The organism is Citrobacter sp. wls757, assembly GCF_005280935.1.
Lineage (GTDB): Bacteria > Pseudomonadota > Gammaproteobacteria > Enterobacterales > Enterobacteriaceae > Citrobacter > Citrobacter portucalensis.
Map to the genome: position 1 here is coordinate 1 of NZ_SZWU01000083.1, position 16,255 is coordinate 16,255.

General features: G+C 43.1%; 15 protein-coding genes. 4 read left to right on the forward strand and 11 right to left on the reverse strand.

Features of this window, described 5'->3' with window-relative positions; all coding sequences use genetic code 11:
- Positions 1–387 precede the first annotated feature (387 nt).
- The 7 genes from FDW94_RS22900 to FDW94_RS22930 form a co-directional block, all read right to left on the reverse strand.
- Complete coding sequence (locus FDW94_RS22900) at positions 388–771, reverse strand: TA system toxin CbtA family protein (protein ID WP_137378301.1); 384 nt, start codon at positions 769–771, stop codon at positions 388–390.
- 35 nt (positions 772–806) lie between these two features.
- The gene (locus FDW94_RS22905; protein WP_137378302.1) at positions 807–1,145 is read right to left on the reverse strand and encodes a type IV toxin-antitoxin system YeeU family antitoxin; all 339 of its coding nucleotides are present in this window, start codon (positions 1,143–1,145) and stop codon (positions 807–809) included.
- 15 nt (positions 1,146–1,160) lie between these two features.
- Positions 1,161–1,382 (reverse strand): DUF987 family protein, encoded by a 222-nt coding sequence (locus FDW94_RS22910; protein WP_137378303.1) that lies wholly within the window; start codon positions 1,380–1,382, stop codon positions 1,161–1,163.
- The gene (gene radC, locus FDW94_RS22915; protein WP_137378304.1) at positions 1,379–1,879 is read right to left on the reverse strand and encodes a DNA repair protein RadC; all 501 of its coding nucleotides are present in this window, start codon (positions 1,877–1,879) and stop codon (positions 1,379–1,381) included. The genes FDW94_RS22910 and radC overlap by 4 nt, the downstream gene beginning before the upstream one ends.
- A 29-nt stretch (positions 1,880–1,908) precedes the next feature.
- Positions 1,909–2,727 carry a DUF932 domain-containing protein gene (locus tag FDW94_RS22920; protein ID WP_137378305.1) on the reverse strand — a complete coding sequence of 273 codons (819 nt, stop codon included), beginning with the start codon at positions 2,725–2,727 and terminating at the stop codon, positions 1,909–1,911.
- Positions 2,728–2,826: 99 nt separating this feature from the next.
- Complete coding sequence (locus tag FDW94_RS22925) at positions 2,827–3,504, reverse strand: hypothetical protein (RefSeq protein ID WP_137378306.1); 678 nt, start codon at positions 3,502–3,504, stop codon at positions 2,827–2,829.
- Positions 3,505–3,792: 288 nt separating this feature from the next.
- Entirely contained in the window at positions 3,793–4,686 is an 894-nt protein-coding gene (locus tag FDW94_RS22930; protein ID WP_137378307.1) for a GTPase, read from the reverse strand.
- Between the two features lie 541 nt (positions 4,687–5,227).
- Here FDW94_RS22930 and FDW94_RS22935 point away from each other — a divergent pair.
- From FDW94_RS22935 to FDW94_RS22950, 4 genes are all read left to right on the forward strand, one after another.
- A complete protein-coding gene (locus FDW94_RS22935; RefSeq protein WP_137378308.1) occupies positions 5,228–7,438 on the forward strand; it encodes an AAA family ATPase in 2,211 nt (736 codons plus the stop codon).
- A 2-nt stretch (positions 7,439–7,440) separates the two neighbouring features.
- Complete coding sequence (locus FDW94_RS22940) at positions 7,441–9,243, forward strand: ATP-dependent helicase (RefSeq protein WP_137378309.1); 1,803 nt, start codon at positions 7,441–7,443, stop codon at positions 9,241–9,243.
- A 356-nt stretch (positions 9,244–9,599) separates the two neighbouring features.
- Entirely contained in the window at positions 9,600–10,730 is a 1,131-nt protein-coding gene (locus FDW94_RS22945; protein WP_137378310.1) for a DNA cytosine methyltransferase, read from the forward strand.
- Entirely contained in the window at positions 10,687–11,661 is a 975-nt protein-coding gene (locus tag FDW94_RS22950; RefSeq protein ID WP_137378311.1) for an HNH endonuclease, read from the forward strand. The genes FDW94_RS22945 and FDW94_RS22950 overlap by 44 nt, the downstream gene beginning before the upstream one ends.
- A 53-nt stretch (positions 11,662–11,714) precedes the next feature.
- Here the strand turns inward: FDW94_RS22950 and FDW94_RS22955 are convergent, their stop codons facing one another.
- The 4 genes from FDW94_RS22955 to FDW94_RS22970 all read right to left on the reverse strand — a co-directional run bounded on the left by FDW94_RS22955 (position 11,715) and on the right by FDW94_RS22970 (position 16,054).
- A complete protein-coding gene (locus FDW94_RS22955; protein ID WP_137378312.1) occupies positions 11,715–12,332 on the reverse strand; it encodes an inovirus Gp2 family protein in 618 nt (205 codons plus the stop codon).
- Between the two features lie 193 nt (positions 12,333–12,525).
- The gene (locus FDW94_RS22960) at positions 12,526–13,917 is read right to left on the reverse strand and encodes a YfjI family protein (protein ID WP_137378313.1); all 1,392 of its coding nucleotides are present in this window, start codon (positions 13,915–13,917) and stop codon (positions 12,526–12,528) included.
- Between the two features lie 8 nt (positions 13,918–13,925).
- The gene (locus FDW94_RS22965) at positions 13,926–14,165 is read right to left on the reverse strand and encodes a helix-turn-helix domain-containing protein (RefSeq protein ID WP_074187937.1); all 240 of its coding nucleotides are present in this window, start codon (positions 14,163–14,165) and stop codon (positions 13,926–13,928) included.
- A 575-nt stretch (positions 14,166–14,740) separates the two neighbouring features.
- Positions 14,741–16,054, reverse strand: coding sequence for a site-specific integrase (locus tag FDW94_RS22970; RefSeq protein ID WP_249358692.1), 1,314 nt, complete (start codon positions 16,052–16,054; stop codon positions 14,741–14,743).
- Positions 16,055–16,255 lie beyond the last annotated feature (201 nt).

Here is a 16,255-nt window from a genome sequence, read left to right on the forward strand (position 1 = left end):
AAGGTCGTAGGTTCGACTCCTATTATCGGCACCAGTTAAATCAAGTAGTTAGGCGAATATCCTCCTTCTTTTCATAGGCCAGCCTTAATCAATGTAACGGCGGGTGTAAGCGAATTTAATCTACGTTAATCAACGCAAAATTCTTCTCAGCGATCTAGTTTTCCTCAGTTAGCTAGCCAAACGCTGGGCTATTTTCTCCCTGATTTTTACGAATAAAATTCATGCTATAGCTATTCCCGCTACTAATAGCGGGAATAGCTATAGCTGTGTTTATGTGCAAACAAAAAAACGCCAGCGTTAGAAAGGCTGGCGCGGGTGGTGGGATTAGGAGAATGAAGTGTTATGCATCGGCTACAGATGCATATTTCTCGGGTGGGGCTGGAATCATCATCGTAAATGTCGCTCCTGGAGAAGGTGACCAGTAGTGATATTGCTGATGGATATATAACCCTGACGTTTCATCAATCCAGTGGCTCGGCGGGCACGAAGAATGTCGATACTGCTGATGAAGGGAGACTGCTCCATAATCGTAAATCCACTACGGTCAGTACGTACCAGCTCATATTTTTCGACGATAAAATTCACTGCGTTGCTGAGTGAGATACCAGCATTGATATGTTCACGAATAGTGCTTTCATCGCTGAACGGAGTGTCATTAAGGGTCAGACCATAGTGTTGTGCCAGAAGATGTTTGAGTAGTATCTGCCAGACCTCGACAGGCGACAGGCGTGATGAAACAGGCTCCGTGGTCGGTGCAGTTGAAATTTGCATGCGTTGAGTCCTGATAAATGAGTATTGAGGAAGTTCTAGCTGGTTTCTGATTGAGGATAAATTACGATGTAAACGTAACCGCAACTCCCCAACGTATCTGACTCGCAGGCGAAACCGTTGCGGATATAGATGTATTGTTTAGCCTCACGTGGGTCGAGTTTGCCGCTAAGCAGAGCGGTTTCCATATCCCGGATTAATGCTGGGAAGACCGCATCCAGCGCTGCGGATTGTTCCGGGCTGAATGTGCCGGGAAGCGTGGCACGGTCGGCCAGAAAATGCAGCCGTCGACCTTCCTGAACTAACCGGGCGCTGAATGATGGAACGGTTTGACTGTGTAAACCCCAAACGTGTTCCTGAACAGGTTCTTTAGTCATCGTGATATTCCAGACTTATCGTAGTGTCACGCTACGCAGGATGGCATACGGGCCGTCGCGGTCCTGACGACGTTCAGCAAAAACGGCTAGTACGCCGCTGATATCCTGGACGTGGCGACCAGTGTAATGGCAGACGCTACCGGTCCAGCGGTAACGACCTTTACAGTACGTTGCCAGACGTGAACCGGGCGTTTGGCGGTAAAGCATCATCGCATGGCGCTTGCTGATGATTTTCATAGCCATCCCCGCTCGGCAAACGAGACGATCTCCCGGTGGCCGATGATGAGATGGTCGAGAACCCGTACATCAACCAGTAACAGCGTGTTTTGTAGGTTGCTGGTGAGCAGTCGGTCTGCCCTGCTGGGCTCTGCCATACCGGAGGGATGGTTATGCGCGAGGATCACCGCTGCTGCGTTATGCCGCAGAGCTGCCTTTACGATTTCGCGAGGATGGACCTCTGTATGGTTGATGGTGCCGGTGAACAGAGTTTCGCAGGCCAGCAACTGGTGCTGGTTATCCAAAAACAGAGCGACAAACTCTTCCCGCTCCAGCACAGCCATCTTTAACCGCAACCAGTCACGGGTTTCGGTTGCGGAGAGGAATGACACGCCGGGCTGTCGCAGGTGTTTATCCAGCAGGTTCAAGGCCCTTTGAATTGTTCGCTGTGCATATGGCGTTAAGGCTAGTGGTACGACGGGAGCGGATGCGGGTATCAGTGATATTACAGTGCTCATTTATCCTCCTTTTTCAGTCGGCAGTCTCTTCAGCCCAGCGCCTGCTGCATTTGCTCAGCCATCACCCACAAAGCACGGTTAAGCTTCAGATCGCCATCGATCCCTTTCACTGCGCGGGTATGGCTACGCTTGCCTTGGGCAGTACGAGCGCTCAAACCACCTTTTATCAGGTTTTCCTGTAGCCGATTGAACACGGTCCACAGATCGCTGGATTCGTCCTGCCAGCGACGTGGCGCAAGGATTTGTTCTTCGGTTACTGGCTGATGCTCCTCTCCAAAACGATAGGTCAACGCCGCTTTCGCAAATGCTTGTTGAGCCGGAGGAGGAAGCATGAGGCTTTGCATTGAGTCACGCTTTTCTTCAATTCGGTCAAAAACCCCAAGCACTTCATAAGCTCCTTCAATCACTTTCTCTACCACGTTTCCTTTATGCGGTACGCGCACCTCGCCAAAACTCTCACCGCATATCAGCCCATTCTGGCAAACTGCACGAAATAATCCTGGTAGCATCTGGTATGAACTTGAGCCATCGTGGCTGTTTAGCAGAATGATCTCGGGCACCTGCTTACCTGTGATTTGGTCTTCGCGACGCAGACGAAGCATGTGTTTAGTGTGCTCACGTTTACCGGGATCGCGAACTCGGGCCTGACAGGCAAAGAACGGCTGAAAACCTTCCCGTTGCAGGCTTTCAAGTAGAGTAATAGTTGGAATACAGGTATATCGTTCACTACGGGATTCATGCTTTTCAGCGCTGAATACGCTGGGAACGTTGTTCATCATTTCATCGCGCGTTAATGGACGGTCGCGACGGATAAGATTGACCCTGCCAAAGCGGGAAGCTAAGCGCATAAATAACTCCTTTTCTGAATTCATCGGCATAAAAAGAAAGAGGCCATGCTCCCGAAAGAACATGGCCTCTGATACTGCGAACTACGTTATTCGAATCTGTTAACGACCCATATATTCCACTTTTGCACCTGTGGCCTTGCCATCATTGCCAACAGTGACCACTACCTTGTCGTATGTGCGGTATCCAGCATTGTAGATTTCAAATACCACGGTATTTCCCTTCACTTCATAGCTGCCAAAATCTGCGGCCTCAGCGGTTTCGCTGTCATACTCTTTTGTATATGCCTGTTTGGCTGCTTTCATTACTGAACCTTTATTTATCTCTGGTGAACTGCTCCCTGCGCTGGTGGGAAGAGCAGAGACGTATTTCGGGCAGACGCTCATCATGTCGCCACGAGTGAAAGTCATTTGTCCGCCAAAAACTTGCAGGGTTGAAACCTCCTGGCTGGCAATGGAGACAATCGCTTTTTTAGCTGCCGTAGTAGCCTGACCCCCTTCGACTTCAACTGCTTTAAATCCTGTTTGCTGGTTGCACATCTGGGAAGAGGGAACCATATTGCCGTTGACACTAATGCGGCTCCCCATTAATTCCTGCGGACCATTAGGACAACCCTGAAGCTGTCCGAATATGCCAATAGTGTCATTTTTCAGCATCACCAGTGCCTGACCATTATCAGTCATAGTCTGACACCAGCCGTTTTTTACAGCCCAATTACCAGCCTGAGCCGATACCGAAGCGGCAGATAACACAATTGCAATGGCTGTCTGAATTTTCATATATCACCTTGTGGATTGATCAGGAGTAGTCACGAGGGGATAACGAGCGGATAAAACGCTGATGTGTGATTAATGTCCATGTCGTTATTCCTGTCTCCCTACCTGCCAGACTCCTAAAGACTTCTGTGAGGAAAATACCCTTGTTTTTGATAGGTAAAAGCGATCAATAGAGGGATGATTTATCGATTTTTTAATAGATAAAAACGATCGATATGTCATTATTGATCGTTTTTATAGATCGATGAACCAATTTTTGAACAATTGATTTTTGGCCCTGAATAGCCGCATTCAGCCGAAGAGTTTGTCCCAGAGGCTGGTTGCTAACTGCACCAATTTTTCACGTAACCGGCATAGCAAAACCCGCAATCCGGAAGGCAGAGAGTTTGAATCAATGACGGAATCAAATGCGCTGCCAGCTATTTCACCAAATTGCTGCCGCACAGCGGAGTCGCTTTCAGCGTTTTTATGTTCAGACTTCAGTTGCCGATAGACTGTACTACTGGCTTGTGGAGGCAAAGCATGCACCATGAGTTCTACCAGGGCTGACAGGTTGTAGCTAGTGTGCGCAGACACCGCCATCACGGGGAAAGAGGATGAAAGCTGTCCGGCAACCATCGAGCTAATAACGGCAAGAGAAAGGCATTGCTCTGCATCCGGAAGTGCCTGCCATTCATCGCCATCAGGTACTGGCCGTACCCGGTCTGCCTGGGACAGCACAAACAGAAATCTCGATGGGTCGGCACCGGCGTTCAGCAGAGCCCGATGTGTGGCAATATCCGTTGCCCGTGCACGGTCGTCGGCCCTGAGGACCCATATCATCAAATCCAGTTCAGCAAGCAGTTGCTGGTACAGTGAGAGATAGGTTTCATCCTTTTCCGGAGTCTCTCCCACCCCCGGCAAGTCAACCAGCGTCATGCTACGTTCACCAACGGTCAGCACCAGTCGTTGCGGCTCGCGGGTGCAGGCCATTAGATCACTGGTCAGACATACCGGCTGCTGGAACAGTGCATTGCAGAGAGAAGATTTACCGGCACCGGTTTTGCCCATGATGCCGATTACTGGTTCGTAATGAATGGCGTGCTGAAGTCTTGAAAGAATTCGGTCGCAAGCGTGTTGGGGTAAGAATGAAAGTTGTGAGCGTAAAGCCTCAGTACTAGCTAGTGTATCGGGGGCATCGGACATGGTTACTCCTGTGAAATGATAGGGACGGAATGAAGTATTCCGATTGTTCACAGAGGTAATGAAGGCGTGAGATTTTTTGGAATCTTTTAATAAAGCAACGAGTGTTTAGATTACGGACTGACCAATATAGTGCTTGTTCATACTCCTCCTCACAGGTGGTTATATGCCTAGGCCAGACAGTGCTAAGTCTGTACTGTATTACTTTGAGGGTGCAGGTTCGCAAGGTAGTTTGCTATCAGAGCCAAGTATGGAACACTGATTCTGGTAATTTGGAGGAAATGATGGCCTGCGTCGTTGGGTGGATAATCCGACAATAAAAGGGATCCATGAGAGTTCCGAAGAGTTTGATACGCATGTTCGCTCCGTGCTAGGAACGGACTTGTTTGTACACCACAAAAGCTTGGAGCCTCCCGAGAACCTTATTGAAGAGATAGCATGTTGACCAAATTTTAGAAATGCTGCAAAGTGATTGCTGCAACCGTGTTGATTTAGTACCAGTTCCAATATTTCCCTAGAAATAAAATCAGGTTACAGAGGACGTATGCACATTACAAAGCTATCCCTAGTAAATTACAGAAACTTTAAAAATGTAAAATTACTTTTCAATAATGAAATAAATACAATTATTGGTGAGAATGGTTCTGGTAAAACTAACTTATTCCGAGCAATGAGATTATTACTCGATAATTCAATGCCTCGTTCTGCCACTAAGCTCGCTGAAGGGGATTTTTGCAGGACGTTAGGTAACTGGCGGGGCCATTGGATCATTATTAGTATTGAGTTTAGTGATATTGCTAGCGATGAAGCTAGCCAGTCTCTATTCCTTCATGGTTTAGGAAATGCTGAAGATGAGATTGTAACTAGAGCAACATACAACTTGATATTCAGACCTAAGGCAAACATCCGCCAAGCACTGGCACAACTTCCGCAAGGGAATGTGGATGCTTTAGAAAATTATTTGGACATTATAAATATTGATGACTATGAAACCATCCTGACTGGCAAAAGTATTGCTGATTTCAATGATCCGGTTGCATACAAAAACATAGTTGGTGACTTCGAAAGAGTCATATTTCCGGAAAGATTGAATAATTCTGAAATCGGGATAAAATTACCAAATATTCTTAATATGCCAAATGAAGTTTCATTTACTTTTATTAAAGCCTTAAGGGATGTAGTATCTGACTTTCATAGTAATAGAACCAACCCCTTACTTACGTTATTAAAACGTAAGTCGGGAGGGATTAGCCATGATGACTTCCAGCCTATTGCTGATTTAATTGGGACATTAAACAGTAACATTGAAGGTCTAACAGAGATATGTGATGTCCGTGATGATATTGTTAGTACTATTGGTGACACAGTGGGCGATACGTACTCTCCTGACTCTATTTCGATTCGTTCTGGCTTAACAGATGATGCTGACCAGCTTTTTCAGTCATTGAAACTTTTTGTTGGTGAGTCAAATGATGGTTACGAGGGAACAATCAATGAAATGAGTTTAGGTGGAGCCAATCTGTTATTTCTCACGTTAAAACTACTTGAATTCCAATACCAACATGCTAATCAATCAATTGCAAACTTCTTATTGATTGAAGAACCAGAAGCCCACATACATACTCATATTCAAAAATCACTTTTCGACAATATCAATTATCAAAATACACAGATCATATACTCAACTCACTCATCAAATATATCTGAAGTAAGTAATGTTAGCAATATGAATATCATTGGGTTTGTTGATGGTGCCTGTGAGGTGTTTCAACCGGCAGCAGGGCTTACTGAAGAGCAAGTTGGATTCGTTCAGCGGTATCTTGATGCTATCCGGAGTAATTTGCTTTTTTCCCGAAGTGTTGTTTTAGTCGAAGGAGATGCAGAGGAATTTCTTATTCCGATACTGCTGAAAAAAGTCTTAGGATTAAGTTTGGATGAGATTGGAATTACTCTTGTCAACATTAGAAGTACTGGCTTTGAGAATATTGCAATGCTATTTGATAATGAGAGGATTAAAAAGCGTTGCAGCATTATAACAGACCTTGATAAAGCTTTTTTTGATACTACTATTTTACCGACAGATAGTGAGCAAGATAGAAAAAAGAAAAGAAAAGCTATCGGTTCTCAAGATACAGGATTTGCTCGGAAATTAAAACTAGATACCTATTGTCAAAATAACCCTTGGGTTTCGACTTTTTACGCAGAGCATACGTTTGAGGTTGATTTCATAAAATCATCGAACAGTTACTATCTCAAGAAAATCGTTACAGATGTGTATACACAACAAGATACGATAGATACGGCTGTACGTGAACTATCTTCAACCGATATCGCAATCTCAGGATCAAGAGCTTTAACTATGGCAAATTATCAAGGTAAAGGCTGGTTTGCCCTTACTTTAGGTAAAGCTATTGATTTTGAGGTAGTCATTCCTAGTTATATTTTTGATGCTATCAAATTTGCACACGGTGAGTTCAGTAGAGGACTTATTTTTAAAATACTGAAGCACCGCTACTACTCGATTATTGAACGTGTCAAATTGGGCAAGGAAATCATCGAAAAGCTGAATGCTGAAGATAATGTGGCACTAAAGCAGGAATGGGAAACATACTTGGCCCCTTATGAGAGTGGTTTAGCAATATTCACTCCAAAATGGGAGGCATTTAGTCTAACTGATGGTGACATAAATGCACTCAAGGTCAATCTAATGAACGATTTTTCTCGTGAGAGAAACGGTATTTTGACAAGGATCTAATTATGTTTCTGTGGGATGAAGATGATCTAAATGACGAGCAGATAGCAGCGATTTGCGAGCCGAATAATGTTTTCTTAATTGCATGTCCTGGAAGTGGTAAAACCAGGACGCTTACCTACAAAATTGCTTTTGAGCTTTCAAGTTTAAAGGACCCTAAAAAATGGGTCATTGCCATTACCTACACCCATCGAGCAGCTGATGAGATTCGCGAGCGAATTGAAATTCTTGGAATTGATGCATCTCAGCTATGGATCGGAACTATTCATTCGTTTTGCTTAGAATGGATATTAAAACCTTATGGTATCTATCATGATACACTGAAAAACGGTTTTAAAATAATTAACTCTTATGACTCAGAGGAAATAATATCCAAAATATGTTCTAGTATTCGTACCGAACGTATTTGGTATGGTGAGTGCAGCCATTACTATACTCCCCGAGGATTAACATTAACTGGCGCAGGAGGTAAGGTATCACTCGTAAGAAAAGTATTAGGTGACTATCACGACCATCTTGCGGAAAATGGTCAAATAGACTTTGAGCAAATTTTATATTTTGCTTATGAAATCCTATCAAATAAATCAGCTGTTGCTAAGATTCTAGCAAATTTATTCTCTTATATTCTTATTGATGAGTATCAGGATACGAAAGAAATTCAGTATTCAATTGTTGCAAGTATTATAAAAGCTAGCCAGTGTCGAGTTAAAACCTTCATTGTTGGAGATCCAAATCAAGCTATTTATGGTTCTCTTGGTGGCTATGCAATTACTCGTTTGGAACTTGAGCAGCTAGCTGAAGTGTCATTTACTCCGATGTCCTTAGATAAAAACTATAGAAGTTCTAGAAAAATTATAAACTATTATAGTAATTTTAATGTTACCCCTAGTGCAACTGTTGCTGAAGGTGAGCATCGTAACCATCCTAGCATTATTACTTATGACAATATCACCCAAAAGGATAACTTAGTTGAGCAAGTTAGCAGACATATTGAGCATAGCGTTCAAACTCTAGGCATCTCTCAGAAGGAAATTTGTGTCATAGCACCTTGGTGGATGCATTTGGCTGCACTAACTCGTAATTTGGTAAACAGATTGCCTGATTATAATTTCGATGGTCCTGGTCTTGTTCCTTTTTCAAGAGACATTGATAATTTTTGGTTCAAGTTGACACAAATTATCTTAACAGAGCCATCACCTAATATGTATGTTAAGCGTCTTCGGTGGGCCTCCGATATCTTAAATGATATGGAACTTGCGTTGGTCAATAATCATTCTATACTCCCCAAAAATTTCCTAAAGGCAGTAAATTCTATTTCGATAGATGAACACGATGGTTTAGCTTATCTTCGGACATTTTTTGGAGCGCTATTTAGTGAGTTAGGAATTGATTTCACACTTTATCCAATGCTAAAAGAACATCACGAATCATTTTTCAATAGTACACAAAATAGAATTGATAGACTAAGAAAAGAGAATGCATTTTTTGCAACTGACATTGATGCTTTTCGTAAAGCATTTAAACCCAGAACTGGTATTAAAGTGTCAACAATACACGGAGTAAAAGGAGGAGAATATGATGTTGTTATTTCCTTCGGCCTTCTTCAAGACCTGGTTCCGAATTTTAATGACCGTTCTGTTGAAAGTGCTAAAAAATTGCTTTATGTCATTGGTTCTAGAGCCAGAAAGAACCTACATCTTATTTCCGAAACAGGACGGTTTAATGGTGTCGGTCGATATAGAAGAGAGTATCAGCCAACAGAGGTTTTACATCAATTGAATTTCTCATACGATCAAGGTTTAATATGAAATATGATCTTTGAAAGCTTGTTTTTGGTTAATAATTTTGTACATAGCCAGTAAAAGTCATCGGATGCAGCGATCCTGTATCCGAATTTGAGGCGTTAACCTTTAGAAATTTTAATCCTAAACAGACGAATTAAAGTTAGGAATCTAGCTTACTTTTGTCCCTAAACGAGATGGCTCGGCAGTCCGCTTTGAGCGAGAAGCGAACTGCTTTTCATCAATATTAAGGGATGTGAGATTAGTTATATGCTTCCAAGCATTTTTTACAACATATAGCTTTGTTACTGTAAATACATACAGCTTCACTTTATGATACACTTATCAGCTACGAATCATGCTGGAACTAGGGTTTTATTTTAATGAGCAAAATCAATAAATTAAAAGTCATCGATCTGTTTTGTGGTGCTGGCGGTTTATCCTGCGGCTTCATGAAGGGGGAAAATGGCGCTCATTTTGAAAGTGTACTGGCTCTGGACAATGATAAGGCGGCTATTAGCACATACAATGCCAACTTTGGCGAGCATGGCATTGTAGCGAACATCGAAGAGTGGATTGCTGAAAACAGCATTCCTGAGGCTGATATCGTTATCGGTGGCCCGCCATGTCAGGGATTCAGCCTACTCAATAAGAACCGGGAAGGGGACCATCGACGTGCACTCTGGGAACCGTATATGGATATCATCGAGAGGTCTTCTGCCTCTGTATTTGTGATGGAAAATGTTCCGGGTCTTTTATCCAGTGATGAATTTCAGGACATCTGTGCTCGTGCTGAAAGCATGGGGTTTCTGCTTCTGAATCCTTCTGTCCTTAACACGGCCGACTACGGGGCTCCGCAGACGCGCAAACGTGCTATTGCAATTGGAATTAAAAAAGAGCGATTCCTGCTGAATAGCATCCCAACGTTCCCGCCTGTGCAGTCGCACCAGAATCCTGATAAGGGTGCGGATCTACCAGCCTGGCTGACAGTCCGAGATTTTATAGGCGATTTGCCTGAACCGGTTGGGACTGAGGTGCGTGATCTCCCCCCCCCATTAGATCTCCACTTTGGTCGAAATCCAACTGCCCTTTCGCAGGAACGCTATCGTGCAGTTCCGGTAGGGGGAAACCGGTTTGATTTGCAAAAGAATAGACCTGACATTACCCCTGCCTGCTGGATTAAAAAAACTTCGGGTGGCACGGATTTGTTTGGCCGTTTGTGGTGGGAGCGGCCTTCTGTCACGATCCGCACGGAGTTCTTTAAGCCTGAGAAGGGGCGTTATCTACATCCAGAGCAACATCGTCCAATTACGCATCGTGAAGCCGCGCGCCTGATGAGTTTCCCGGATGAATTTGTTTTTGTGGGTTCAAAAACCGAAATCGCAAGACAAATTGGCAATGCTGTACCGCCGGTTTTTGCGCAAAAGATTGCGACTTACGTTCTCAATTTAATGGAATACCTAATTCAAAATGGCGAGAAGATCGAAGAAGAGCGTACCGGAAACGCTGCGTAAACAGCTTCTGGCGTTGATTACCGACTTTGAGTTTAAGCTCAAGGACGACTCCTTACGGGAACAGGTTTTGGCACTAATCCCCGCCAATCATTTGTTGCGGGATTTAGGCAGTTCTTTGATGAATAATGAGAATTGCAATTCAGCCCGTGACCGAATTCTGGCTTATTTACTCAAATATCCCGGCGTCATCATCCATGGTGATGAACTGATGGTTGTTGCGGGTATCAGTGAATATGCCAGAAGGATCAGAGAGCTGCGTGTGCAGTTTGGTTGGTCCGTATTAAGCGGCGCTACGTTGAAGGAAATGATCGAACAAGGAGAGGTGACACCGGAAGAGCTCCATGCCAGTGCGATTAACGTTCTTAAAACCGACGTTTATGCACTGATGGCAGCAGAACAGGACAGGGAAGCAGCCCTGCGTTGGAATGAAGCGAATGTTCTCAGACGAAGCAAGATCTCCACGAAAGATAAAATTCTGTCTTATCTGCGTAAGAATGTTGGCCGTCCCGTGACTGGCGAAGAACTACGATACCTTGCAAACGATAGCAAGGAATGGGCGCGACGAACACGTGAGCTACGAACAGAAGATGGCTGGCCAATCGCCACCAAAAATTCAGGTAGACCGGAGCTAGAAGTCGGAGCTTATTTACTCGAGGAAGATCGACAGGCTGAAGTGCATGACCGAAAGATTCCAGATCCTGTACGTGTCGCTGTACTTGAACGCGACCATCATGCATGTAGGCACTGCCATTGGTCTCATGCCCGTAAAATCGCTAATGACCCCAGAACCTTCCTCGAGTTACATCACATTGAACATCATGCTGATGGCGGAGAAAATACACTGGATAACTTAATTACTCTCTGTAATGTTTGCCATGATGAGGTACATCGTCGCAGGATTTCGCGGGAAGAGTTAATTCGTCTTCTGTAGGTTAGTTGAGCCTAAGGCCTTGTTATACATATTAACAAGGCCTAGTTAAATGATTAACCCCGACTGCACCCAAAATTCCTGCCACCTTCCCCAAAAACCTTTGAGTCAACCTTGGTTAGATATTCTAGACGTTTTAGTAGCTCATGGTAATCAAAAATGAAACTTGGACTATTTCTGTCGAGAATATATCTCCCGTTTTCAGGGAAATGAACCAGTCCTGGGTTATCCTCAAGCTGTAATCTTAATGCACTGTACCAGGCATTTATAATCATGCCTCTAAGGCAATCATCATCATAGCTACCAAGATGGTAGTATGCGTCTTTATTGAATATAAGACAGATATGATAATGGCATTTTCCTGATTGAGAGTACTCCTTGCCCCAGATCTCGCGTAAAGTATTTGGGTAGATTCTGGCACCATTTTGAGCTCTCCGATATTCATGGGCAGCAAGCATTGCTTTAAGTGAGTTGATGAATCTTGATATCTCACCAGATTTGAGATTAGGGAAGCAGCAAACAGTGTCACCATTATCTAGTATCCTTGGGTAATGAAGATCTACTCGTAAAGCCATAATGCGACTAAATTCATTTGAAGCATTGTCAAGAACATCAATTATGCTATCACGCCAAGCTGCCACATGAAGACCATGTGATCCTTGATATTGTTTCATAGTATATACCTATCTATCTATAAGTATTAGTTCAGTTGATGTTGTATGATGCATATATAACAAGATGAATAGATATAAATAGTAAAACACAGGTATAATAATACCTATCCAACTTGATTTTTTGTCATTTATTTCACTGTGAGTTTGTTTTTTATGAAAAAATCACTCTGCAATTAGATTCATTCTATTGAGTTTATAAATGCCATGATCCTGAGTTTACTGGGGTTAAGTAAGTCGTTCTTCCCCTCGCTTCAAAAGTGATTTTCTGCGTATACGCAAGATTATTCAGCAATGGCTCTAAAGCCTTTTTATTCCTAAGTCGAACTGGTCCATATTGAAGAATGATGTTTTTCTTCAAACGTGCCAGACCATGGTAACGGCAATAATTGATAATCCAGTCGAATAGTTCATTTTCATCGTTGCTATTATTGCCACTTGAAAAGAAATGTTGATACTCTTCAAGATACCATGAGCTGATTATTTCAGCCGCATCCATCGCTATAGGGGTTATATCGCCTTCATCACCTCTGAAGAAATGGAGCAATGCCGCGATTCTTGCTGTATTCTCAGCAATTTTTGATGCACAATCTCTGATCTCAAAAAGTTCTCCTGTTGAAGCAATTTGAGTTTCAACGAAATTATACCAGTCGATCCATGCGCTGGCGGCTGTTGGTGAAAACTGCAACATGATTCTATCATTGTGCTGATTAGATAGAATTAATTCTTTAATTCGTTCACTGAAAATTGGCATATGTTCTCTGGATGTTACGGGGTTATTTATCTGCCGATACCCTTGAGTTGATACAGGATGGCTGAATAGGCATCTGGCATTAAATCCTGAATCCTTTGCAATTTTATTATTGCTTCTTTGAAATGTATTCAATAAATTTTGCTGAACCATAATTGATAATGTGACTCTTGCATCAGTTATAGTCAGTGGTGGCCTGTTTTTTCTGTCAATATGTACATCCCCGCCACTCCATATTGTATTGATGAGCGAAGGATTATTCAGTGCCGAACCACCAAACACCACACCACCTTCATCTGAGAGAATGCCGACCGATCGACCTTCCCCAGATAAATGATCTTTTAATGCCGCTGGAGTGGTGTCACTCATAATTAATCTGCGTGAACTGGGAAGGACGGGTTTTTTTGAATTTAATTCATCGATATCGCCTTTGGTTTGAGAGGTATCAAGACCTTTTTTTATCTGCATTTTTAATTTTGCAAATAGAGCTTTCTTTTCTGCTTCATAGATCTCAACGGCACCGGAATACCAATTCATTTCTTCGGCGTGTTGCTGCGCGAACATTTTTTCGCATTCATGTATCGCAGAAAATACATTTTTGTCAATTACACTTTTTCGTTCGCCTGATTCTGCGATTGTAACAAAAAAAAGAGATGTTGGACCTTTAAGTCCTCCAGGCCTTTCTACATCAACTTTGCTTTGGCAAGCTAAGGATACTGCGCTCAACATTGCAGACCCTATCATTGCCATGGGAGCTTTGGTGATATTTTGCTCTTCATACGCAGCATTTCTCATGATTGTTGGAAAGGCATCAATTGGGTAAGGAATTTTGTCCATCTTTTGCCTCAGAAGTTACTGTTACTTGAAAACATCGCCGCAATGAAGGATTCAATATCGGTTCTTAGCCAGCAGTTTTGGTTATTTAACTTTCTTGGTCTTGGTAGACCTTCAGGCAATGAATTTTGGCAAAGCCACTTCCTGATAGTCTGAGGCTTTCGTCCGAGAAGCATGGCGAGTTCCTTAACGGAAATAAGAGGAGATGCAGGAATATCTTTAGTTAACTGAGATAACAGGATACCGCTCATTTGATCACCTCGTCGATGGAGGTATGAGCCATGCTAAAAAGTGAAAAAAGCGATGAGAGATTTAAATCAAGACTTAGAGATAGGTTATGAAGAGGTAAGGGGTCCGAGGGGGAACTGTCACTATCACTTGATTTGGCTGAGCGGCCACTGCTCCGTGAAGCGCTATGGCTACGACGAGATCTTGAAGCACGGTTTTTGGATTGAAGACGTGGGGATGAGAAACATTGCAAAACTGTACGGCTAATACTTCTCATGTGCTGCGAGAATCTTACCTTAGCACGAGCAATGAAGCATTTAGTTTCACTATAGGCAATTTTAAACAGAGTGTTAACCTGTGCCTGGCATTCGGCCCAATTAACTTCTGGACGTGTTGATTCAGCATTTGAATCTATGATGATAAGCATCTCCCGCTCTGGTATGACAAAAGCTGGATTATTCATTCAATGTATCCTCTTTGAGTTAATGTATTAAAGTGGAAGAATTGTCACCACAAAGCTTAGTGATGTCAACTAAGCGATTTATTTATAACTTATTGATTTATAATAAAATCAACACCAATCAACATCGATTTGTTTTTAAATATCAGCCTGTTCTAAGATCCAGATCTCAATTTTTTCATGCCACTTCCTCAATAAATCCAATGGACGGCGTCGGTAATGTTTTTCGGCAAGAGCACTAGGCTTATGACCCATAATCTGCGCAACTATGCCAGTTGGCACTTCGACCCATTCGGCAAGCGTACCAAAACTACGACGTAATCCATGTAGGCTGATGTGTGGTAATTCAGCCTTAGCTAAGGCTCGATTGTGTGCTGAACGCGGTTCAATAATTTTGCCGCTTTTGCTATTACTCCTGAAAACCCAATCCTCCTTATTTACGTCAGAATTTGGTGTTTGCACCAGTGCGCTTAACAGGTGAGCGACATAAGGAGTGAGAGGTATGATACGTTCGCCTTCGATCTTGTCTTTAATCCGCATACTTGACCATTTGAAATCGACGTCAGACCACCGAAGTGACGCAATTTCTTCGCGTCGCGCTCCGGTGAGTAAAAGCACCTGAAGGTAAGTTGATGCAACTGTGTTATTGAGTTGACGAATAGCCTGAAACCAATTTTTTAACTGCTCTTTTTGTAAGCAGTCTCCCGCTTTACTCGCTGATACTGGAACCATTTTTCTCACGTTATGATCTTGTGCAAGATCGCCATCGATTATTCCCTGATATTTTTTCTGGTAATTAACCCATTTGATAAATGCACGCAACAGACGGTAGGCATGAGCAGTGACGGTAGGCCGATTTTGTCTTTCTGTACTTAGCCATGCAGCAATGTGCTCTGATGTTAGTTCCGATAGCGGTAGGTCGAGCAAGCTAGCCAATGGTCCAGCCGAGGTTGGGCCCCGGCCTCTTTTTTTACTTTCGCCTCCACGGCTGGACAAGTTAACGTGATCGGCAATATAGCGTGCAGAGTAAGGACGTTTAGTTTTTGCGCTGATTCCGGTTCTCAGTTCTTGAAGATAATCTTCCCAAGCGCTTGAGAAGGTTACCTTCGTTTTACGGGATTCAGCCTGCTGTGATTCTGCTTTAGCAATTTTTTCTGCTTTAGCTATACGCGGATCTATCCCAGTATCGATTAATGTTTGCAGCCGCCTGGCTTCGGCCCTGGCATCATCAATCCTCCAATCGTTAATGTTGCCAATGGTCATGCGAAGGGTTTTTCCCGCATATACGCTTTGGAACACAAAAGCTTTTGTTCCACGAGTTGCCCGGCATGCCAGGGTAGTTACGTCCGCATCCCAAAGAAATGCCTGGGTTTTTCCTTCAGATAAAGCAAATTTTCGAATGCGCTCGAAGGTGAGTTTTTGTCTTGGAAGTGCCATTTTGGGGCTCCAGATGAGAAATGTTACACCACCATAATGTAATGGCTAGTGTAAGTAAAATGAGGGAATAAACATCAACACCTGTCAATTTTTATCAACAGGTGTTTTTTATAACTCAATGTTTTATAATGTATTAAGTGTTCTAAGAGTAGGTTTTTAAAGAGGTAAAAATGTAATAACGTCGCATTCGTAATGCGAAGGTCGTAGGTTCGACTC